The following is a 20,104-nucleotide window of genomic DNA, read 5'->3' on the forward strand; positions in this document are numbered from 1 at the left end:
GACAGTCGGAACGGGTGTGATCAGGGCGTTCCGGAACCGGGCTGTCCCGGATCCGCCGCTGTGCGGACCGCCGCGGGCAGCGATGGTGCCTACAGAGTCCGGTCGGGGTTCGCTATCGGCTCCATGATCGGCTCGGCCGCCGCTTCCGGTGCTGATGCAGGTGCGGGTTCAGGTGCCAGTTCCAGGGCCGGTTCCGGTTCGGGTCCCGGCGCGGGCTCGGCCGCGGCTTCCGTCCGTGGACCGGGTTCGCCATGGGGTCCGGTCTCGGCAGAGGCGTCCGGTGGCAGCGCCGGCTCCTCCTCCGGTCGCGCTTGCGAACCCGGAGTGAGCGTGGCCGTCGCCTGTACCGGATCGGCGACCTTGTGCGGCGGGGGCGGGGGGTGTGGCGGCCCCTGCTGAGCACGCTCCAGGAAGCGGAGCAGTTCCACCGGGAAGGGGAGCACGAGCGTGGAGTTCTTCTCCGCCGCCACGGCGACCACGGTCTGCAAGAGCCTCAGCTGCAGCGCCGCCGGTTCCTTCGACATCTCACCGGCGGCCTGGGCCAGCTTCTTGGACGCCTGGAGCTCCGCGTCGGCGTTGATCACACGGGCCCGCCGTTCCCGGTCCGCCTCGGCCTGCCGCGCCATCGAGCGCTTCATGGCCTCGGGCAGCGACACATCCTTGATCTCCACCCGGTCGATCTGCACACCCCATCCGATCGCCGGGCTGTCGATCATCAGTTCCAGGCCCTGGTTGAGTTTCTCGCGGTTGGAGAGCAGATCGTCGAGGTCGCTCTTTCCGATGATCGATCGCAGCGACGTCTGTGCCATCTGTGAGACCGCGAAACGGTAGTCCTCGACCTCGATGATCGCGTTGGCCGCCTCGATCACCCGGAAGTAGACGACCGCGTCGACGCGGACGGTCACATTGTCCCTGGTGATGCCCTCCTGGGCGGGGACCGGCATCGTCACGATCTGCATATTGACCTTGTGGAGCCGGTCCACCATCGGGACGATCATGGTGAATCCCGGACCGCGGATACCTCCCCGCAGCCGGCCGAGCCGAAGCACCACACCCCGCTCGTACTGCTTGACCACCTTGGCCGCAGCCATCGAGTACACCGCGATACCTGACGCGGCCGCGATACCCGCGACCACCAGCTCCTCGACCATCGGGGCACCCCCTTCTGACGAGCTGAACGCCCTATACCACGGTATGCCCGCGGTGCCCCGGGGGGCGAGCCCCCGTACAGGGTCAGCCGCCTTGCCGTATGCGCCTTGGGAGGCGGTCAGAGTGCGAACCAGCCGTGTCCGCAGTACCAGTGACGGCCCGCCCGCAGATGGTCGCCGATCGCGCGCTCCAGCGCGGTGCGCCGGGGCAACCCCTGCGGAGGCAGCCGCGGATCGCCGAACACGAAGCCGACGGGATCGCCGTCCTCGGCGTCTTTCCGCTCGTGGGAGAGCCGGAAACGGTCCTGGAAGCGGCGGATGTTGGAGTCCTCCGGCAGATACTCGGCGAGCTGCGGATCGAGCAGCCAGGAATGGCAGGAGGCGACCCGATAGGTCTCCTCGGGGTAGCAGCGGGCGAAGAACTCCCCGGCCAGGCCAAGGGAGCGGTCGCAGGCGGCTGGAGTGAGCGAACCCAGGAAGTCGGGGATGTGCAGCCCCAGCACCGGGTCTCCGGGACCCAGCGGCAGCCCCGCCTCCCGTACGGCGGCTCCCGTGCGAGCGCCGAGCCGGTCACGCGCGAACTGCAGCCGTCCCAGCTGGTACAGCTCACCGCGGAAGTGCAGTCCGAGCCAGCCCGGAATCAGCAACCCGCCGTTTCCGTGCCTCCGACGGTGAACAGCGATCTGCCTGCCGAGGTCGGCGAGCGTCCGGCGGGAGACGGCATCCGGTACGGAACGCTCGCGGTGGTGGGCCCGGATGTACGGAAGGACGGCGACGAACACGTACACCGGGAAGTAGCGGGCGACCGCGCTCCGGTCCGGTGAGCGCCGGGGCCCCTGTGAACCCACGTCGTCGTCCGAGAGGGACGGCGGCCCGCCCCCGCCGCCGATGCGGCCCATGTCCTCGGTCAGGTTCCGGACGCCCGTCTCCAGGAGTCGGCGCAGTCCCGGATCCGTGGTCATCCGGCCGCGCAGGGTGAGTAACTCCCTGATGTCCTCGTGCGGTACCGCGAGATCCAGCAGTGCTTCCGCCAGCACATCGCTTTCGGGCAATTCCACCAGCGTGCCAGTCACCAGGGCTCCCCCTCGGATTCACATCTCAAGGCCGGTCGCGTCTCAAGGCCGGTCGCCCGGACACCGCGTCGCGGATCGGCGCTCTGTGCCCACGACGGACGCGCACAGCTCCCGCGGAGGGCACCAGTCCTCCAGAGTACGGACACAGGTGCATCCTGGAGTTGGAGATGTGATGCTCATGCGCACCGGGAGTGAGCCGATAACCGCACGCAGTCCGCTGCGGATGCGGTTCTGGCTGAGTGTCTGGGGGCTGATCTGGACCGCGGGAGGCACGGCGATCTTCGCTCTCGCGTCTCATCCCGGCTGGGCGGCGCTCTGCGGGGTGCTGCTGCTGATCGTCCTGACGGACATGGCCTTCGTCGTCCGTCATATGCGCCAGGGGCCGCACTACCAGCCAGGCCGTGACATCCCCCCGTACGAACCCGTCCACGACGAGCGGACTCCGCCGCCCGGTCCACGCGACCGGTCCCGGTCCCCTGGAACACCGCATCAGGACGAGTAGTGCTCGGCGGGCGGCGAACCGAAGGCCGGGGTGCGCCGTGGGGTGGCGCTTCGTGCGCCGTGGATGGCGCGCCCGTGTCGGGCCGTCATGCCTCCGTGTCGAAGCGGGCCGCCTTCAGATACTCCGGGTTGGGGTCGAGAGCGGCGGCCAGCCTGAAGTGGCGCTTGGCCTGCTCGGGACGGCCCGCGCGCTCGTACGTACGGGCCAGGGCGAAGTGCGCGAACGCGTTGTCCGGTTCGCGCTCAAGAACCAGTTCGAATTCGAGTTCGGCCGGGCGCAATTGGGCCGCCGCGAAGAAGGCCCGCGCACGCAGCAGGCGGGCCGCCGTGTTCTCCGGATGGGCGGCTATGACCGAGTCCAGCAGCTTGACGGCGCCACGGGGATCCCGTGCGGCGAGCAGTCGCTCGGCGGCACGGTAGTCGATCACGTGCGTCTGAGGGTCGCTTGGGGGCACAGTCGCATCCTTCCCATCACCCACGATTCCAACACGGGTCCCGGCAGCGGTATTCCGGGCGGGTCACGGAACCGGAAGTCCGGAATCCAGGAGAACCGGGGTTCAGGATCCCGGAGCCACGCCCCAGACCACAAGGCCCAGCCCGACGGCCGTCAGCAGCAGGCCCACCGTCACGAATGCCTTGTCCACACCGGTCCGCTCATGGCCGTCGACCACCACGTCACGCGGATCCCCCGGATCGTACGAGACCCGAACACTGCTGCCCACGGCCAGTCGCGGCGCCGGGGACACGATCTCCATGACGCGGCCGTCCCGCGTCTCGTACTCCAGCAGAACTCGGTCCGCGCCGGGCGGCGGAGGTTTCACCAGGGCGACGGCCAGGTGGCCCGCGTCCTTGATGCGGCTGGTCTGCCGCAGGCCGTGGACGCCGGCGAGCACCGCGACCAGCCCGCCCAGGACGGTGAAGGCGGCGAAGACGGTCTGCATCACGCCGATGTTAGTGCCGCTCCGGCCCGCGAAACCGTCGCTTGACGGATGCCTGACGGCGTAGCCCTCACGGTGGCCCCAGGGTGTCCGACGCGAGCCCTCAGGCTGCGGCCACGCGCCGTGTCAGCTCTGCCCACACCGCGCGGACCTGGGGTTCCAGTTCGTCCAGCGGTCCGTCGTTGTCGATGATCAGATCGGCGATCGCGCGCCGCTGTTCGCGCGTGGCCTGGGCCGCCATCCGGGCTCGGGCCTCGGACTCGGACATGTTGCGCAGCCGGACCAGCCGGTCGAGCTGGGTCTCGGGTGTCGCGTCCACGACGACGACGAGGTCGTACAGCCCGGCGAGGTTGTTCTCGGTCAGCAGCGGCACATCGTGGACCACGACCGAGTCCGCTCCGGCCGAGTCCGCCAGTTCACGCGAGCGCGCCCTGACCAGTGGATGCACGATCGCGTTGAGGACCGCCAGCCGGTCCGGGGCGGCGAAGACGATCGAGCCGAGTCTCGGCCGGTCCAGCGTTCCGTCCTCGGCGAGGATCCCGGGGCCGAACGCCTCCACGACGGCCGCGAGCCCCGGTGTACCGGGCTCGACGACCTCGCGGGCGATCTTGTCGGCGTCGACGAGCACCGCCCCGTACGACTCCAGCAGCCGGGAGACTTCGCTCTTGCCGGCGCCGATCCCGCCGGTCAGACCTACAGACAGCATGAGCGGCAGCTTAGCTCCCGGCTTTTGTGACACCGGCCGCAGGGCCCGCGACCTCAGTTGTCGCCTTCCCGCTCGGCGAGGAAGCGCTCGAATTCCCGGCCGATCTCGTCGGCCGAGGGCAGGTCCACGGGTTCCGCGACGAGACTGCCCCGGGTCTCGACACCCGCCACGGCGTCGTACTGGTGCTCAAGTCCCTGCACCAGCGCGACCAGTTCCTCGTCGCCTTCGCCGATCTGTCGTTCGATCTCGTTCTGTGTGCGGTGCGCCTCCGTGCGCAGCGCGTGTGCCACGGCGGGCAGCACCAGTCCGGTCGCGGCGGTGATCGCCTCCAGGGCGGTCAGCGCGGCGTCCGGGTAGGAGGAGCGGGCGACGTAGTGCGGTACGTGCGCGGCGACGCCCAGGACGTCGTGGCCCGCCTCCATGAGGCGGTACTCGACCAGTGATTCCGCGCTCCCCGGCACCTGAGCCTCATCGAAGGGGCTGCGGTGGCCCGGCATGAGGTCCGTGCGGTTGCCGTGCGGGGTGAGACCGACCGGGCGGGTGTGCGGGACGCCCATGGGGATGCCGTGGAAGTTGACCGAGAGACGCACTCCGAGGCGCTCGACGATCTGTCGTACCGCCGCGGAGAAGCGCTCCCACTCCACGTCCGGCTCGGGGCCCGACAGCAGGAGGAACGGCGCGCCGGTGGCGTCCTGGACGAAACGGACCTCGATGACCGGGGTGTCGTATGCCGACCAGCGGTCGCGCTTGAAAGTGAGAAGCGGGCGACGGGCCCGGTAGTCCACCAGCCGGTCGTGGTCGAAGCGGGCCACCACCTGGTGCGGCAGCGTGGAGAGCAGGTTGTCGACGAGTTGTTCGCCGGTCTCACCGGCGTCGATGTATCCGTCGAAGTGGTACAGCATGACGAGTCCCGCCGACTCCTGCGCGAGCGCCACATCCACTACGGCGAGGCCCTTCGGCTCCCATTCGTACAAACCCTGTGGATCAAGCACGATTACCGTTCCTCCTCGTGTCTTCAGGAGACAACACGAGGTCACGCAGGGGCATTCCCCTCACACGGAACGAACACGGCCGAGGTCTGCACGTCTGCTGGCGCTTCCCCGGACCCGAGGTATGCGGCAGGGGACCGGGGCACGCGGCAAGGCCCGCCTCCCAAGGGGAGGCGGGCCTTGCTTCAGCTGTGGTCAGCCGGTCAGAGCGTCAGCTCTGGCCGCCGGCCAGCTTCTCGCGGAGGGCGGCCAGCGCCTCGTCCGAAGCCAGGGCGCCGGAGTTGTCGTCCGACTCCGAGGAGTACGAACCGCCGGTCGGCGCGGCGGCCGGAGCGGCGGCGCCACCCTCGGCAGCGGCGGCCTCGTCGGCCTCGCGGGACTTGATGACCTGAGCCTGGTGCTGCTCGAAGCGCTGCTGCGCCTCGGCGTACTGGGTCTCCCACGCCTCGCGCTGGGTCTCGAAGCCCGGCAGCCAGTCGTTGGTCTCCGGGTCGAAGCCCTCGGGGTAGATGTAGTTCCCCTGGTCGTCGTAGGACGCGGCCATGCCGTACAGCGTCGGGTCGAACTCCACCGAGGCCGGGTCGGCGCCGAAGGACTCGTTCGCCTGCTTCAGCGAGAGGCTGATGCGACGGCGCTCCAGGTCGATGTCGATGACCTTGACGAAGATCTCGTCGTTGACCTGGACGACCTGCTCCGGGATCTCCACGTGGCGCTCGGCCAGCTCGGAGATGTGGACCAGGCCCTCGATGCCCTCGTCGACGCGGACGAACGCACCGAACGGCACCAGCTTGGTGACCTTGCCGGGAACGACCTGGCCGATCTGGTGCGTACGGGCGAACTGCTGCCACGGGTCTTCCTGGGTCGCCTTCAGCGACAGGGAGACGCGCTCGCGGTCCATGTCGACGTCGAGAACCTCGACGGTGACCTCCTGGCCGACCTCGACCACCTCGGACGGGTGGTCGATGTGCTTCCAGGACAGCTCCGAGACGTGGACCAGACCGTCGACGCCGCCCAGGTCCACGAAGGCACCGAAGTTGACGATCGAGGACACCACACCGGACCGCACCTGGCCCTTCTGGAGGGTGGTGAGGAAGGTCTGGCGGACCTCGGACTGGGTCTGCTCCAGCCAGGCACGGCGGGACAGAACCACGTTGTTGCGGTTCTTGTCCAGCTCGATGATCTTCGCCTCGAGCTCCTTGCCCACATAGGGCTGGAGGTCGCGGACACGGCGCATCTCGACGAGAGAGGCCGGGAGGAAGCCACGAAGACCGATGTCGAGGATGAGGCCGCCCTTGACGACCTCGATGACGGTACCGGTGACGATCCCGTCTTCTTCCTTGATCTTCTCGATGGTGCCCCAGGCGCGCTCGTACTGGGCGCGCTTCTTCGAGAGGATCAGGCGGCCTTCCTTGTCCTCCTTCTGGAGAACAAGGGCTTCGATCTCGTCGCCGACCTTGACGACCTCGTTCGGGTCGACGTCGTGCTTGATCGAGAGCTCACGGCTCGGGATGACACCTTCGGTCTTGTAACCGATGTCGAGCAGGACCTCGTCCCGGTCGACCTTCACGATGACGCCGTCGACGATGTCGCCGTCGTTGAAGTACTTGATCGTCTCGTCGATCGCGGCGAGGAAGGCTTCCTCGTTACCGATGTCGTTGACCGCTACCTGCGGAGTGGCGGTGGTCTCGGTGCTGCTCGTCATGTGGGAAAGGGCTCCGGTGCGGACATTGAAGTCGTAGGTACTGCTACGCCGTGAACCCGTATCGCAGCTGCAAGAAGCCGGACAGCCTAGGAAGCGCCATTCCAGACGACGCTTCCGGAGCGTGGAGCTTCCGGAACCGACTGCGCCTGGAGGCGCCTCGTGAACCGAGGGGACATACATACAGATGCGAGCGCGACCTGCTCTGTCTGAGGCGCGCAGGCCCGCAGCGCAACTTGTAGCATACGGGGGCAGCCCGAGACGGTCAATGCGCGAAGGCGCACACCCAGGGGCGGATCGCCCCAATCCCGGCACACTTAAGGTTTGCGGAGGCCACCATGGCCGCCGGTGGCCGCCCTGAACGCAAACTACAACGACGGTGGAGATGAGCCAACACTTCGAGGGCACGAGCGCGGACGCAGACCCGCAGCCCGAACCGGAAGCCACCCGCCGTGACGCGGACGACGCGGAGAGCAGCCGGGCGAGTCGCGGATGGTGGGACCGGAACGCCGACGAATACCAGAGGGAACACGGCGCGTTCCTCGGCGACGACCGCTTCGTCTGGGGACCGGAAGGGCTCGACGAGGCCGACGCGGAGTTGCTCGGCCCCGCCGGGTCCCTGAAGGGGCTGCACGTCCTGGAGATCGGCGCGGGCGCCGCCCAGTGCTCCCGCTGGCTGGCCGCGCAGGGAGCGCACGCGGTGGCGCTCGACCTCTCCCACAGGCAGCTCCAGCACTCCCTGCGGATCGGCGACGGCCTCCCGCTGGTGGAGGCGGACGCGACGGCCCTGCCGTTCAGGGACGAGTCCTTCGACCTCGCCTGTTCCGCGTACGGGGCAGTCCCCTTCGTCGCGGACCCGGTCAAGGTGTTCTCCGAGGTGCGCCGGGTGCTGCGGCCGGGCGGGCGGTGGGTCTTCTCCGTCACGCATCCCATCCGCTGGGCCTTCCCGGACGAGCCGGGGCCCGAGGGCCTGAGCGTGTCCGGCTCCTACTTCGACCGCACGCCGTATGTCGAGCAGGACGAGACCGGACGCGCGGTGTACGTGGAACACCACCGGACGATCGGCGACCGGGTACGGGACGTGGTGGCGGGCGGCTTCCGGCTGGTGGATCTCGTCGAGCCCGAGTGGCCCGCGTGGAACAGCCAGGAGTGGGGCGGCTGGTCTCCGCTGCGGGGGAACCTGATTCCGGGAACGGCGATCTTCGTATGCGTACGGGATTGATCGTGTACATGCGGGGGCGACGGCGGTACGGGGCGGTGAGGGGCCGCGTGTCCCGCGGTCGTGGGGTGCGCGCCGTCCGGGCGACGGGTGCGGACCTCGTGGCCCCGCGCTGATCCGTTGTCCCCTGCGGTCCTGTGCGGGGGCGTTCGTGTCTCGCGCGAGGGGTCCCGCCCGGCCCTGTGACCTCGATTGTCATATGAACCGCTGACCTCATCGGCGCTGTGGACAACCCGGTTCACGGCTCGCGGAGACGGACGAGACTAAACGCATGATCCGAACCGACGCACTCGACCGTCTTCCCGTACGCCACGCCGTGCCCGAGCTGCTGGCCGCGCTCGATGAGCGCGGCGCCGCGGTGTTGTACGCCCCGCCGGGCACGGGCAAGACGACGTCCGTGCCCCTGGCGCTGGCCGGCTTGACCGGTGCGGGCCCGCCTCGGCGGATCCTGGTCGCGGAGCCGCGCAGGATGGCGGTGCGGGCCGCCGCGCGCCGGATGGCGTGGCTTCTCGGCCAGGAGGTCGGGAGCACCATCGGGTACACGGTCCGGGGCGAGAGACGGACCGGACCGGCCACCGTGGTGGAGGTGGTCACGACCGGGGTGCTGCTGCAGCGCCTCCAGCGGGACCCGGAACTCGGGGGCGTGGATGCGGTGCTGCTCGACGAGTGTCATGAGCGCCATCTCGACGCGGACACCGCGATGGCGTTCCTCGTGGACGTAAGGGCGACCCTGCGGCCGGAGCTGAAGCTGATCGCCGCCTCGGCGACGGGCGAAGCGGAGGCATGGGCCCGACTGCTGACGGCGCTGGACGGCACAGGGCCCGCGCCGGTGGTCCGGAGCCAGGGCGAGGGACACGGCTGTCGCATCCATTTCGCGCCGCCGCCCGCCGGGATCCGCCCGGCACATGGGACATGGGTGGATCCGGCTCTGCTGCGGCATGTGGCCGCGACCGTGCGCCTCGCGCTCGCGCGGCACGAGGGCGACGTCCTCTGCTTCCTGCCGGGCACGGGCGAGATCGCGCGGACGGCGAAAATGCTGGAAGGACAGGAAGGAGTGGACGCCGAGGTCCTCCAGCTGCACGGACGCGCGTCCGCGGCGGTGCAGGACGCGGTGCTCCGGGGTGGCGGCGGCCGGCGGCGGGTGGTGCTGTCCACCTCGGTCGCGGAGTCCAGTCTGACCGTGCCCGGAGTTCGGATCGTGGTCGATTCGGGGCTGGCGCGCGAGCCTCGCATGGACCACGCTCGCGGACTCGGATCGCTCGCGACCGTTCCGGTGTCCTCCGCGGGGGCGACCCAGCGCGCGGGGCGGGCGGGGCGAGAGGCGCGGGGCACGGTGTACCGCTGCTGGGCGGAGGCCGACGACCGGCGGCGGCCGGGCTTCCCGTCACCCGAGATCAAGACCGCGGACCTGGCGTCGTTCGCCCTGCGGGTGTCGTGCTGGGGAGACCCGTCAGCGGCGAGCCTGGCTCTGCTGGACGCACCGCCCACCGGAGCCATGGCCGCGGCCCGGTCGGTGCTGACCGCCATCGGCGCGGTGCACGCGGACGGCCGGGCCACGGACCGGGGCGTCCGCCTGTCCCGTCTCGGCGTACATCCCCGTCTCGCCCGCGCCCTCGTCGACGGTGCCGCCGAGGTCGGCGCACGCCGGGCTGCCGAGGTGGTCGCCCTGCTGAGCGAGGAGCCCCCGCGCGAGTACGGCGACGATCTGGCCGCGGCCTGGCGGACGGCCCGCCGCGGTGGGGACGGATACGCGGCGCGATGGCGTGCGGAGGCACGCCGGCTGGCCTCGTCGCTGCCTTCCGCACCGCCCGCCTCGGCGGCGCACGGGAGCGGTGACGCCCGTCCCGGCTCCCGCCCCACGGATGTCGGCGCCGGTGGCGGCGGTGCGGGCACCGCATCCGGTTCGGCGCGGGGTGCCGGCCTCGGTTCCGGTGCGGATAAGGCTCCCGTCGTCGGGAAGGGCGGCACGGGAGGCTCACCCGCTCCCGGCGGGCTCGGCGACGACGACGCCGCCGGTCTGATCACCGCGCTCGCGTTTCCCGAGAGAGTGGCCGGAGCGCGCGGGGAGGGCTCGTTCCTGATGGCCTCCGGGACCAGGGCCGAGGCAGCGGCCGGATCCGGGCTCCGCGGCGCCGCGTGGTTGGCCGTCGCCGTCGCGGACCGGCCCCTGTCGGCGGCGTCCGCACGGGTGCGGCTGGCCGCCGTCGTCGACGAGGGCATCGCGTGCACGGCCGCCGCGCATCTCCTCGGCTCGGGTGAGGAGGTCCACTGGGAGGACGGCGACGTCGTGGCACGGGATGTGCGGCGTCTGGGGGCCGTCGAGCTGGCCGCACGGCGCCTCCTGAATCCTGATCCCGCCCTGGTGCGCCAGGCCCTCCTCGACGGGCTGCGGCGCGAGGGGCTGGGTCTGCTGCGCTGGACACGCGACGCCGAGGCGTTGCGGCAGCGGCTGGCCTTTCTCCACCGGGAGGTGGGCGAGCCATGGCCCGATGTGTCGGACGCGGGGCTGCTCGACCATGCCGGCGGATGGCTGGAGCCTGAGCTGTCGCTGGCCCGGCGCAGGGCCGATCTCGGCCGGATCGAGGCGGGCCGGGCTCTGCAGCGGCTGCTGCCATGGGCGAGCGGGGAGGGTGCCCGGCTGGACGAACTGGCGCCGGAGCGCATCGAAGTACCGAGCGGCTCACGCATACGGGTCGAGTACGGCGGGGACCGGCCCGTGCTGGCGGTGAAACTCCAGGAACTGTTCGGGCTGCGGGACACACCCACGGTCGCGGGGGTGCCGGTACTGGTACATCTGCTGTCCCCAGCGGGCAGACCGGCAGCCGTGACCGCCGATCTGAGTTCGTTCTGGAGGGACGGCTATCGATCCGTACGGGCCGAGCTGCGCGGACGGTACCCCAAACACCCCTGGCCCGAGGACCCTTCGACCGCGGAACCGACCCGTCACACCAAGGCCCGGCTCGACAGGAAGTCTCAGCGGGGGGCGTGAGGGCGGGCAGGGTCGGGCGAGGAGTCGGGTGCGTTCCGTCGGGAACGGGAACCGGGTACCGGATGCCTCGGCGCGGGACTGCGGCGGAACGCCGCTGAAGCGGGGCCTGGCAGAAGGCTCGCGGGAGTTCGCGCGGGGAAAGGGAAGGCGGGCGGCGTCGGCTCCTCCAGCGTCGGCGTGGGGCCGTGGGGCTGTGGGGCTGTGGGGCTGTGGGGCTGTGGGGCTGTGGGACCGAGCACTCGATCCCGGCCGGGTCTGGCCCCGCCGTCGGGCTGCGCCGATACCGGTCGCGGTCAGGACAAGGGTGAGAGTGGCGGCCAGCCCTATGGCCGCAGCGGCGAGGGCGGGCGGGTTCGGTCTCTCAGGGCTTGGCTCCTGGTGAATCTGATACAGCATCAGGTCAGTTCGTGCCGTGGCAATCGAGCCGCGAGAGGCGAACACGTGACACCGCCCCTCGACCGGTTGGAGTGGAGGGGCGGTGCGCTGGGAGTGCTGTGGGTGAGGTCAGGGGGCCTGAGTGGCCGGGGGCGGAGTGGTGGGCTCGACGACCGTGAGTTCAACGGTCAGCGTCTGGCCACCGGCGACGGTGAGGCGCAGGTGGAAGACGCCCGTCAGGTCGTCCGCGACGAGCTTCGGGAGCGTCAGCACGCCGTCGGCGTCGGTCTTGAGGTCCGTGAGCGTACGGACCGCCGGTTCTCCGTCCCTCTGGAAGGAGGGGCCCTTCTCGATCGGCGCGCCGGTTCCGGGGTCGATGAGGGCCGCGGTGACCGCGACGCCCGAGGCGGCCTCGCCCCCGTAGGTGGCCTTGATCGCGACGGTGTCCGCGAACGCCTGCCCGGAGACGGCGGTCATGTTCTTGGCGTCGAGCTGGACGACGGTGTCGGCCGCACGGGCCGTGACGTTGGCGGTGTAGACGGCGGCGGGTACGTCGCGGCCCACGGCTGCGGCCCTGACGGTGAACCCTCCGGTCTTCTCACCGGACTTCAGGACCGGCGAGGTGACCGTTCCGTCGGGGCCCGTGACGAGGATGACGGTCTTCTTGCCCCCGATGAAGGCGGCGTCGGTGTCGCCGGCGATCTCGAAGCGGACCATCTGCTTCGCGACGGGTTTGCCCGCGGCGTTCTTCACCCGCACGGTGATCCCCTGGGTGAGGTCGCGCCCGGCCATGCCGGTCAGTTCGCCGACGGTGACCTTCTCCACGGCCGAGACGGGCGAGGGTGCGGGCGGCGGGGTGGGCTTCGGCTTGATCGTGCCGTTGCCGGTCTTCGGTGGCAGGCCGGGCTTGCGCGGTGGTTCGGGCTTACGCGGCGGTTCGGGCTTCGGCTTGGGGGCCGGGGCGGGCGGTGTGAGCGCCGGAGTCCTGGGCGGGATGCCCGAGCTGTCGGGGACGTCGGAGTCGGGCACCACTCCGGTGCCGTCCGGGACCTCATGGGTGCCGTTCCGGTAGAACTCGTACCAGGACAGAACGGTCCGAAGGTACTCCCGCGAGCGGTTGTAGCCGAGGATCGCCTGGTCGAGGTCCTTCTTGACCGTCAGGTCCCGGTTCCCCGCGCAGAGGTAGCGCCCTGCGGCGAGGGCCGCGTCGTAGATGTTGTTGGGGTCCTTGCGCCCGTCACCGTTGGCGTCCTGGCCCCATGTCGCCCATGTCGAGGGGATGAACTGCATCGGGCCGACCGCGCGGTCGTAAGCGGTGTCGCCGTCGTACGCGCCGTCGTCGGTGTCCCTGATGTCGGCGAAGCCCACACCGTTGAGAACCGGGCCGAGGATCGGGGAGAACGTGGTGCCCGCGGCGTCGACCTTGCCGCCGCGCGCCTGTCCCGACTCCACCTTGCCGATCGCGGCGAGCAGTTGCCAGGGCACCTTGCAGCCGGGGTCCGTGGCCGCGATGGTCTGTTCGGCCCGCTTGTAGGCGGCGAGGACGGTGGCCGGGATCCCCGCTTCCGACGGTCCGATCGCCGGCAAGTCCGTGGACGTGCCGGGCTTGCCGGGGGTCGTCAGCGGCGGAAGGTCCGTGTAGTAAGGGGAGTCGCCGGTGACGGGAGTGTCGGACGGCGACGGCAACGCGTCGGATGCCTCCTGCGCGCCCTGGGTGTCACCGGTGACGGCGTGGGTGACACCGGGCGCCTGCGAGGCGGAGAGCGCGGCGACAGCGGCGGCGGCCACCGCAGTGGTGGTCGCTCCCCTGCGCAGCCGGCGACGGAATTGCGCTGCCATACGTCTGTTCCTCCCCAGAGCGACTGTCCGCACTCCCCATGCGTCGACTCAGGCGACCCTACGACAACTATCGGCTCTGGGACACCGTGTCTTGACCGTTTTTCACCGATTCGACATCTCCTGGTCGCCCGGAGCCCAAAACCGGGAATCGCACATACGGATGACCGGCGATCCGTACTCTTGATCGGCCTCGGTCGGCCGGCGGTCGTGGCCGGAGGGGGTTTGTCTCGGATGCCGTTCACGCTGAGCCATGTCGCCGCGGTGCTGCCAGGTATCCGGAGGAACGGCGCCGCGCGCGGGCCGCTGGTCGCCTCGGCGCTGGTGATGGGCTCGCTCTCGCCGGATATGACGTACTTCGCCGCCACAGCCGTTCCCGGAGCGATGGGATTCGGGGAGTTCACGCACTCGCCGCTCGGGGTGCTCACCGTCGACGCGGCGGTCACGGCGGCGCTGGTGGCGCTCTGGTCGATGATGCGCGAGCCGCTGGTGGCTCTGCTGCCCGAAGACCGGCAGGGCCGTGTCCATGCCGTGGTCCTCGGCCGGCGCAGGGAGATCGGCATGAATTGGGCGGTGTGGTTCTACGTCTCGGCGGTGCTCGGCGCGACCACCCATGTCGTGTGGGACGCCTTCACCCATCACAGCAGGTGGGGCACGGAAGTGCTGCCCGTGCTCAATGAGTCGGTGGGCGGGTTCCACGGCTTCCAGTTCGCCCAGTACGGTTCGTCGGCGCTCGCGGCGGCGGTGGTCGTCTGGTTCGCGGCGTCCGCGCTCCGGCGTCGGCGCCCGGTCCCCGCACCGGCGTCCGTACCGGTGCTGGGACGGCGGGGGCGGCGTCTCGCGGGGGTGCTCCTGGCCGGATGCGTCCTGGCCGGGGCCGTACAGAGGTGTGTGCGGTGGTACGCGTACCACGGGCAGGTGAGTTCGCCGCTCGACCTGGTCCCGACCGCCTGCTTCGGGGCCGGGGCCGGCCTGGCGCTCGGGCTGGTGCTGTACGGCGCGGGGATGCGGCTGCGCGAGCGGGTCCCGGAACGCGTCTGAGCCCGGCTCCTTCCCCGCACGAGGACCCCTGCGTGAGGGCCCCGCGCGAGGGAGGAGCCGGGCGCGGACCGGATCCCGCCCCGCTCCGCGCCCGGTGAACGGCCACCGCAAGCGGCCGGGATCCGGCGGCGCTCAGTGCGCCGCCGACTCCCAGTCCGGCCCCACGCCCACCGAGACGTCCAGCGGTGCGTCCAAGGACGCGGCGGACGACATCTCGCGTCGCACGATCGTCTCGACGTCGTCCCGCTCGCCCGGCGAGATCTCCAGCACGATTTCGTCGTGCACCTGGAGCAGCAGCCGTGAGGAGAGTTTCGCCTCGCGCAGCGCCTGGTCCACCTTGAGCATGGCGATCTTGACGATATCGGCGGCGGTTCCCTGGATCGGCGCATTCAGCGCCATGCGCTCGGCGGCCTCCCGGCGCTGGCGGTTGTCACTGTTGAGGTCGGGGAGGTAACGGCGACGGCCGAGCATCGTCGCCGTGTAGCCCGTGGCCCGTGCCTCCTCCACCACATGGTGGAGGTAGTCGCGGACGCCGCCGAACCGCTCGAAGTAGGTGTCCATCAGGGCGCGGGCCTCGCCGGCCTCGATGTTCAGCTGCTGGGAGAGGCCGAACGCCGAGAGCCCGTACGCCAGTCCGTACGACATGGCCTTGATCTTGCGGCGCATCTCGGCGTCGACGGCGGAGGTCTCCACTCCGAAGACCTGGGAGGCCACCGTGTTGTGGAGGTCCTCACCCGAGGTGAACGCCTGGATCAGGCCCTCGTCCTGGGAGAGGTGCGCCATGACGCGCAGCTCGATCTGGCTGTAGTCGGCGGTCATCAGCGACTCGAAGCCCTCGCCGACGACGAAGCCCCGGCGGATGGCTCGGCCCTCGTCGGTGCGGACCGGCACGTTCTGCAGGTTCGGGTCGGTGGAGGAGAGCCGTCCGGTGGCCGCGACGATCTGGCTGAAGGTGGTGTGGATCCGGCCGTCGGCGGCGATCGTCTTGATCAGTCCCTCGACGGTGGAGCGCAGCCGGGCCTGCTCACGGTGGCGGAGCATGATGACCGGCAGCTCGTGCTCGGTCTGGCCGGCGAGCCAGGCCAGCGCGTCGGCGTCCGTGGTGTAACCGGTCTTGGTCTTCTTGGTCTTGGGCAGGTTCAGCTCGCCGAAGAAGACCTCCTGGAGCTGCTTGGGCGAGCCGAGGTTGAACTCATGGCCCACCGCGGCGTGCGCCTCCTGCACCGCCTGCTGCACCGCGCCGGCGAACAGCCGCTCCATCGCCTCCAGGTGGGCGCGGTCGGCGGCGATGCCGTACCGCTCCATCCTGGCCAGCAGCAGCGAGGTGGGCAGCTCCACATCGTGCAGCAGCTCGGCCGCGCCGACCTCTGTCAGCCGCTCGCCGAAGGCTTCACCCAGATCGAGGACGGCTCGGGCCTGGGCCATCAGGGCGTCGGCCTCGGCCTGGTCGTCGGCGCCGAACGCCAGCTGTCCGTCCGCGGCGGCCGAGGCCAGCTCCCGGCCGAGGTACTCGATCGACAGGGCGTCGAGGGCGAAGGAGCGACGGCCCGGCTTGACGAGGTAGGCGGCGAGCGCGGTGTCCATCGCGATGCCCGCGATGTGCCAGCCGTGCTCGGGGAAGACCCGCAGGGACTCCCTGGCGCTGTGCATGACCTTCGGGCGGTCCGGGTCGGCGATCCAGGCGGCGAAGGCGCGCTCGTCGGCCTCGTCCAGCTGGGTCGTGTCGAACCAGGCGGCCTTCCCGTCCGCCGCGGCCAGCGCGATCTCGCTGACATTGCCGACGCCCAGGGCCCAGCTCGCGACCGTGGCCACACCGAGCGGCTGGGCGCCGTGCTCCTCCAGCCAGGGCCCCAGCTCTCCGGCGGAGAGGACGGAGCCGTCCAGTTCGACGCCGGCCGCCGGGGCCGGCGCCTCGTCGGCCTCGGCACCGGGGTCGACGGCGAGCAGCCGCTCCCGCAGGCTGGGGTTGCGGATCTCCAGGATCTCCAGGAACCCCTGGAGCGCCGTCCGGTCGTACGGGGCGCGCTGAAGCTCCGCGACGGCCCTGGGCAGCTCGACGTCGCGCACCAGCTCGGTGAGATGGCGGTTCAGCTTGACGGCGTCCAGATGGTCTCGCAGCGACTGTCCGACCTTGCCCTTGACCTCGTCGGCGCGCTCGACCAGCTCGGCGAACGACCCGAACTGGTTGATCCACTTGGCGGCCGTCTTCTCGCCGACGCCGGGGATGCCGGGGAGGTTGTCGGAGGGGTCCCCGCGCAGGGCGGCGAAGTCGGGGTACTGCCGCGGTGTCAGCCCGTACTTCTCGTGGACCTTCTCCGGGGTGAAGCGGGTCAGCTCGGAGACGCCCTTGGTCGGGTACAGCACGGTGGTGCGCTCGCTGACCAGCTGGAAGGAGTCCCGGTCGCCGGTGACGATCAGCACGTCGAAGCCCTCGGCCTCGGCCCGGGTGGCGAGGGTGGCGATGATGTCGTCCGCCTCGAAGCCGTCCACGGCGAACCGCACCGCGTTCATGGTGTCGAGGAGTTCGCCGATCAGCTCGACCTGGCCCTTGAACTCGTCCGGGGTCGACGAACGGTTCGCCTTGTACTCCGGGAAGTCCTGGGAGCGCCAGGTCTTGCGGGACACGTCGAAGGCCACCGCGAAATGCGTGGGGGCCTCGTCGCGCAGCGTGTTCGCCAGCATCGACGCGAAGCCGTAGACGGCGTTGGTCGTCTGGCCGCTCGCGGTGGTGAAGTTCTCCGCGGGCAGCGCGAAGAACGCCCGGTACGCCAGGGAGTGCCCGTCCATGAGGAGCAGGCGCGGACGGTTGTCGTCTGAGGTCTTCTTCGATGCTGTCTCAACCACGGGGTCGATCCTGCCACGCCGCACCGACAATGCCGTCCACACCGGCCGCCCGCACCGGCCGGGCTCCGTCGCCACGGGCGCGCTCACCGGCCGGGCGCCGCTCATCGGGACGCGGGCCGCGGCTCCTCCCCGGCCCCGTCCTCGGCCCGTCCTCGGCCCCGTTCTCGGCGTCGGCACCGGCGTCGGTGCGGGCGCCAGGGCGAGGCCGACAGGGCCAGGACGGCTGTACCGGAACAGGTCCGGGCACGGGTCACGGCAGCGCTGTCAGTGGCGCATGACAGGATTGTTCATGACGACATCGGTGAATGCGGGACGATCGGCGCATCGGGTGACCGGCCGCGGTTCCCATGATCCGGTGGTGTCGGGACAGTGGAACCCCACTCGGCAGCGGAACCTCTCTCAGGGGGAGCACCATGGTCAGACAGCCGCCCGCGGACGACCCGGTCCAGGACGCGCCCGACGTCGCCGCCCCGCCGCACGCGGCGGCCGGCCTCTCCGCCATCGGCCACACGCTGAAGATCGCCCAGCGGCAGATGGGGGTGCGGCGCACCGCGCGCACGCTGCTCAAGGTCAATCAGAAGGACGGCTTCGACTGTCCGGGCTGCGCCTGGCCCGAGGGCGACAAACGCCACACGGCGGAGTTCTGCGAGAACGGCGCGAAGGCGGTCGCCGAGGAGGCGACGCTGCGCCGGGTCACCCCCGACTTCTTCGCCGCCCATCCGCTCTCGGACCTCGCCTCGCGCAGCGGGTACTGGCTGGGCCAGCAGGGCCGGATCACCGAGCCCATGTATCTGCCGGAAGGCGCCGACCGGTACGAGCCGGTGACCTGGGAGCGGGCCTTCGCGATCATCGCCGAGGAACTCTCCGCGCTCTCCTCCCCCGACGAGGCGCTCTTCTACACCTCGGGCCGGACCAGCAACGAGGCGGCGTTCCTGCTCCAGCTCTTCGCCCGCGAGTTCGGCACGAACAACCTCCCCGACTGTTCGAACATGTGCCATGAGTCGTCCGGTTCGGCGCTCACCGAGACAATCGGCGTCGGCAAGGGCAGTGTCTCGCTGGAGGACATACACCAAGCCGATCTGATCATCGTGGCGGGGCAGAACCCCGGCACCAACCACCCCCGGATGCTCTCGGCCCTGGAGAAGGCCAAGGCTGCGGGCGCGAAGATCATCTCGGTCAATCCACTGCCCGAGGCCGGTCTCGAACGGTTCAAGAACCCGCAGTCGCCGCGCGGGATGCTCAAGGGCGTGGCACTGACCGACCTCTTCCTCCAGATCCGCATCGGGGGCGATCAGGCGCTCTTCCGGCTGTTGAACAAGCTGATCCTGCAGACCGAAGGCGCCGTCGACGACGAGTTCGTCCGCGAACACACCCACGGCTACGAGGAGTTCGCGGCAGCCGCCCGAGACGCCGACTGGGACACGACGCTCGCCGCGACGGGACTGGACCGCACCGGGATCGAGCGGGCGCTGGCGATGATCCTGGAGTCGAAGCGGACGATCGTCTGCTGGGCGATGGGCCTGACCCAGCACAAGCACTCGGTCGCCACCATCCGCGAAGTGGTCAACTTCCTCCTGCTGCGGGGCAGCATCGGCCGTCCCGGCGCGGGGGTCTGCCCGGTGCGCGGCCACTCGAACGTCCAGGGCGACCGGACGATGGGCATCTTCGAGCGGCCCGCTCCCGCGTTTCTGGACGCCCTGGAGAAGGAGTTCGGTTTCGCGCCGCCCCGCCACCACGGCTTCGACGTCGTACGGTCCATCAGGGCGCTGCGCGACGGCGAGGCGAAGGTCTTCTTCGCGATGGGCGGCAACTTCGTGGCGGCGACGCCCGACACGGAGGTCACCGAGGCGGCGATGCGCTCGGCCCGTCTGACCGTCCAGGTGTCGACCAAGCTGAACCGATCCCATGCCGTGACCGGCACGCGCGCGCTGATCCTGCCCACGCTGGGGCGCACGGACAGGGACGTGCAGGCGGGTGGCAGACAGGTGGTGACCGTCGAGGACTCCATGGGCATGGTGCACGCCTCGCGCGGCAACCTTCCGCCCGCGAGCCCGCATCTGCTCTCCGAGCCCGCGATCGTGGCGCGGCTGGCGAGGGCGGTGCTCGGCCCCGCGTCGGCGACGCCCTGGGAGGAGTTCGAGAGGGACTACGGGACGATCCGGGACCGTATCGCGCGGGTGGTACCGGGTTTCGAGGACTTCAACGCGAAGATCGCGCGTCCGGGCGGTTTCGCCCTTCCGCACGCGCCCCGCGACGAGCGCCGCTTTCCCACCACGACGGGCCGGGCCAACTTCACCGCCGCGCCGGTCGAGTTCCCGGAGGTGCCCGAGGGCAGGCTGCTGCTCCAGACCCTGCGCTCGCACGACCAGTACAACACCACGGTCTACGGGCTGGACGACCGCTATCGGGGGATCAAGGGCGGGCGTCGGGTCGTCCTGGTGAATCCGGACGACGCTCGTGAACTGGGGCTGGCCGACGGCTCGTACACCGATCTGGTGAGTGAGTGGAAGGACGGTGTGGAGCGCCGGGCTCCCGGTTTCCGGGTGGTGCACTACCCGACCGCGCGGGGCTGCGCGGCGGCGTACTACCCGGAGACCAATGTGCTGGTACCGCTGGACTCCACGGCGGACATCAGCAACACACCGGCGAGCAAGTCGGTGGTGGTGCGGTTCGAGCACGGGTAGCCGGGCCGGGGCCGGGCCGGCTCCCACAGGGCGGCGGGCGACCCCCGCCGGGGAGAGCGGCC

Annotated in this window: 14 protein-coding genes; 5 read left to right on the forward strand and 9 right to left on the reverse strand. The window is 70.6% G+C overall.

Features of this window, described 5'->3' with window-relative positions:
- Positions 1 to 89: 89 nt before the first annotated feature.
- Complete coding sequence (locus ACWEFL_RS16300) at positions 90 to 1,151, reverse strand: slipin family protein (protein ID WP_451712445.1); 1,062 nt, start codon at positions 1,149 to 1,151, stop codon at positions 90 to 92.
- 116 nt (positions 1,152 to 1,267) lie between these two features.
- Complete coding sequence (locus ACWEFL_RS16305; protein ID WP_451712448.1) at positions 1,268 to 2,221, reverse strand: acyltransferase domain-containing protein; 954 nt, start codon at positions 2,219 to 2,221, stop codon at positions 1,268 to 1,270.
- A gap of 178 nt (positions 2,222 to 2,399) precedes the next feature.
- Between ACWEFL_RS16305 and ACWEFL_RS16310 the strand changes: the two genes are divergently transcribed.
- Positions 2,400 to 2,723: a DUF6343 family protein gene (locus tag ACWEFL_RS16310; RefSeq protein WP_451712619.1), complete on the forward strand. Its 324-nt coding sequence runs from the start codon at positions 2,400 to 2,402 to the stop codon at positions 2,721 to 2,723.
- 85 nt (positions 2,724 to 2,808) lie between these two features.
- Here the strand turns inward: ACWEFL_RS16310 and ACWEFL_RS16315 are convergent, their stop codons facing one another.
- The 5 genes from ACWEFL_RS16315 to rpsA form a co-directional block, all read right to left on the reverse strand.
- On the reverse strand, positions 2,809 to 3,177 hold the full coding sequence (locus ACWEFL_RS16315; protein WP_451712450.1) for a tetratricopeptide repeat protein: 369 nt from the start codon (positions 3,175 to 3,177) through the stop codon (positions 2,809 to 2,811).
- A gap of 102 nt (positions 3,178 to 3,279) precedes the next feature.
- A complete protein-coding gene (locus ACWEFL_RS16320; RefSeq protein ID WP_451712453.1) occupies positions 3,280 to 3,663 on the reverse strand; it encodes a hypothetical protein in 384 nt (127 codons plus the stop codon).
- A 100-nt stretch (positions 3,664 to 3,763) separates the two neighbouring features.
- A complete protein-coding gene (gene coaE / locus ACWEFL_RS16325; protein ID WP_451712456.1) occupies positions 3,764 to 4,366 on the reverse strand; it encodes a dephospho-CoA kinase in 603 nt (200 codons plus the stop codon).
- 53 nt (positions 4,367 to 4,419) lie between these two features.
- Positions 4,420 to 5,358 (reverse strand): PAC2 family protein, encoded by a 939-nt coding sequence (locus tag ACWEFL_RS16330; RefSeq protein ID WP_451712459.1) that lies wholly within the window; start codon positions 5,356 to 5,358, stop codon positions 4,420 to 4,422.
- A 208-nt stretch (positions 5,359 to 5,566) separates the two neighbouring features.
- Positions 5,567 to 7,057 (reverse strand): 30S ribosomal protein S1, encoded by a 1,491-nt coding sequence (gene rpsA, locus ACWEFL_RS16335; protein ID WP_451712462.1) that lies wholly within the window; start codon positions 7,055 to 7,057, stop codon positions 5,567 to 5,569.
- A 382-nt stretch (positions 7,058 to 7,439) separates the two neighbouring features.
- On the opposite strand from rpsA, the gene ACWEFL_RS16340 reads away from it, so the two are divergent.
- On the forward strand, positions 7,440 to 8,276 hold the full coding sequence (locus tag ACWEFL_RS16340; protein ID WP_451712465.1) for a class I SAM-dependent methyltransferase: 837 nt from the start codon (positions 7,440 to 7,442) through the stop codon (positions 8,274 to 8,276).
- Between the two features lie 268 nt (positions 8,277 to 8,544).
- Positions 8,545 to 11,262, forward strand: a complete 2,718-nt coding sequence (locus ACWEFL_RS16345) for an ATP-dependent RNA helicase (RefSeq protein WP_451712467.1) — start codon at positions 8,545 to 8,547, stop codon at positions 11,260 to 11,262.
- A gap of 504 nt (positions 11,263 to 11,766) precedes the next feature.
- Here ACWEFL_RS16345 and ACWEFL_RS16350 read toward each other — a convergent pair.
- Positions 11,767 to 13,476 carry a lytic transglycosylase domain-containing protein gene (locus tag ACWEFL_RS16350; protein ID WP_451712470.1) on the reverse strand — a complete coding sequence of 570 codons (1,710 nt, stop codon included), beginning with the start codon at positions 13,474 to 13,476 and terminating at the stop codon, positions 11,767 to 11,769.
- Positions 13,477 to 13,707: 231 nt separating this feature from the next.
- Between ACWEFL_RS16350 and ACWEFL_RS16355 the strand changes: the two genes are divergently transcribed.
- On the forward strand, positions 13,708 to 14,514 hold the full coding sequence (locus ACWEFL_RS16355; protein ID WP_451712473.1) for a DUF4184 family protein: 807 nt from the start codon (positions 13,708 to 13,710) through the stop codon (positions 14,512 to 14,514).
- 132 nt (positions 14,515 to 14,646) lie between these two features.
- On the opposite strand, the gene polA is transcribed toward ACWEFL_RS16355, so the two are convergent.
- Positions 14,647 to 17,358, reverse strand: coding sequence for a DNA polymerase I (gene polA / locus ACWEFL_RS16360; protein ID WP_451712476.1), 2,712 nt, complete (start codon positions 17,356 to 17,358; stop codon positions 14,647 to 14,649).
- Between the two features lie 413 nt (positions 17,359 to 17,771).
- Here polA and ACWEFL_RS16365 point away from each other — a divergent pair, with 413 nt between their 5' ends.
- Positions 17,772 to 20,042 carry an FdhF/YdeP family oxidoreductase gene (locus tag ACWEFL_RS16365; RefSeq protein WP_451712478.1) on the forward strand — a complete coding sequence of 757 codons (2,271 nt, stop codon included), beginning with the start codon at positions 17,772 to 17,774 and terminating at the stop codon, positions 20,040 to 20,042.
- The last annotated feature ends 62 nt before the right edge of the window (positions 20,043 to 20,104 follow it).

This window comes from Streptomyces sp. NPDC004838 (assembly GCF_053600955.1).

Coding starts and splice junctions, on each gene's coding strand:
- ACWEFL_RS16300 (WP_451712445.1), bottom strand. CDS start 1,151: ATGGTCGAGGAGCTGGTGGTCGCGGGTATCGCGGCCGCGTCAGGTATC.
- ACWEFL_RS16310 (WP_451712619.1), top strand. CDS start 2,400: ATGCGCACCGGGAGTGAGCCGATAACCGCACGCAGTCCGCTGCGGATG.
- ACWEFL_RS16320 (WP_451712453.1), bottom strand. CDS start 3,663: ATGCAGACCGTCTTCGCCGCCTTCACCGTCCTGGGCGGGCTGGTCGCG.
- coaE (WP_451712456.1), bottom strand. CDS start 4,366: ATGCTGTCTGTAGGTCTGACCGGCGGGATCGGCGCCGGCAAGAGCGAA.
- rpsA (WP_451712462.1), bottom strand. CDS start 7,057: ATGACGAGCAGCACCGAGACCACCGCCACTCCGCAGGTAGCGGTCAAC.
- ACWEFL_RS16340 (WP_451712465.1), top strand. CDS start 7,440: ATGAGCCAACACTTCGAGGGCACGAGCGCGGACGCAGACCCGCAGCCC.
- ACWEFL_RS16345 (WP_451712467.1), top strand. CDS start 8,545: ATGATCCGAACCGACGCACTCGACCGTCTTCCCGTACGCCACGCCGTG.
- ACWEFL_RS16350 (WP_451712470.1), bottom strand. CDS start 13,476: ATGGCAGCGCAATTCCGTCGCCGGCTGCGCAGGGGAGCGACCACCACT.
- ACWEFL_RS16355 (WP_451712473.1), top strand. CDS start 13,708: ATGCCGTTCACGCTGAGCCATGTCGCCGCGGTGCTGCCAGGTATCCGG.
- ACWEFL_RS16365 (WP_451712478.1), top strand. CDS start 17,772: ATGGTCAGACAGCCGCCCGCGGACGACCCGGTCCAGGACGCGCCCGAC.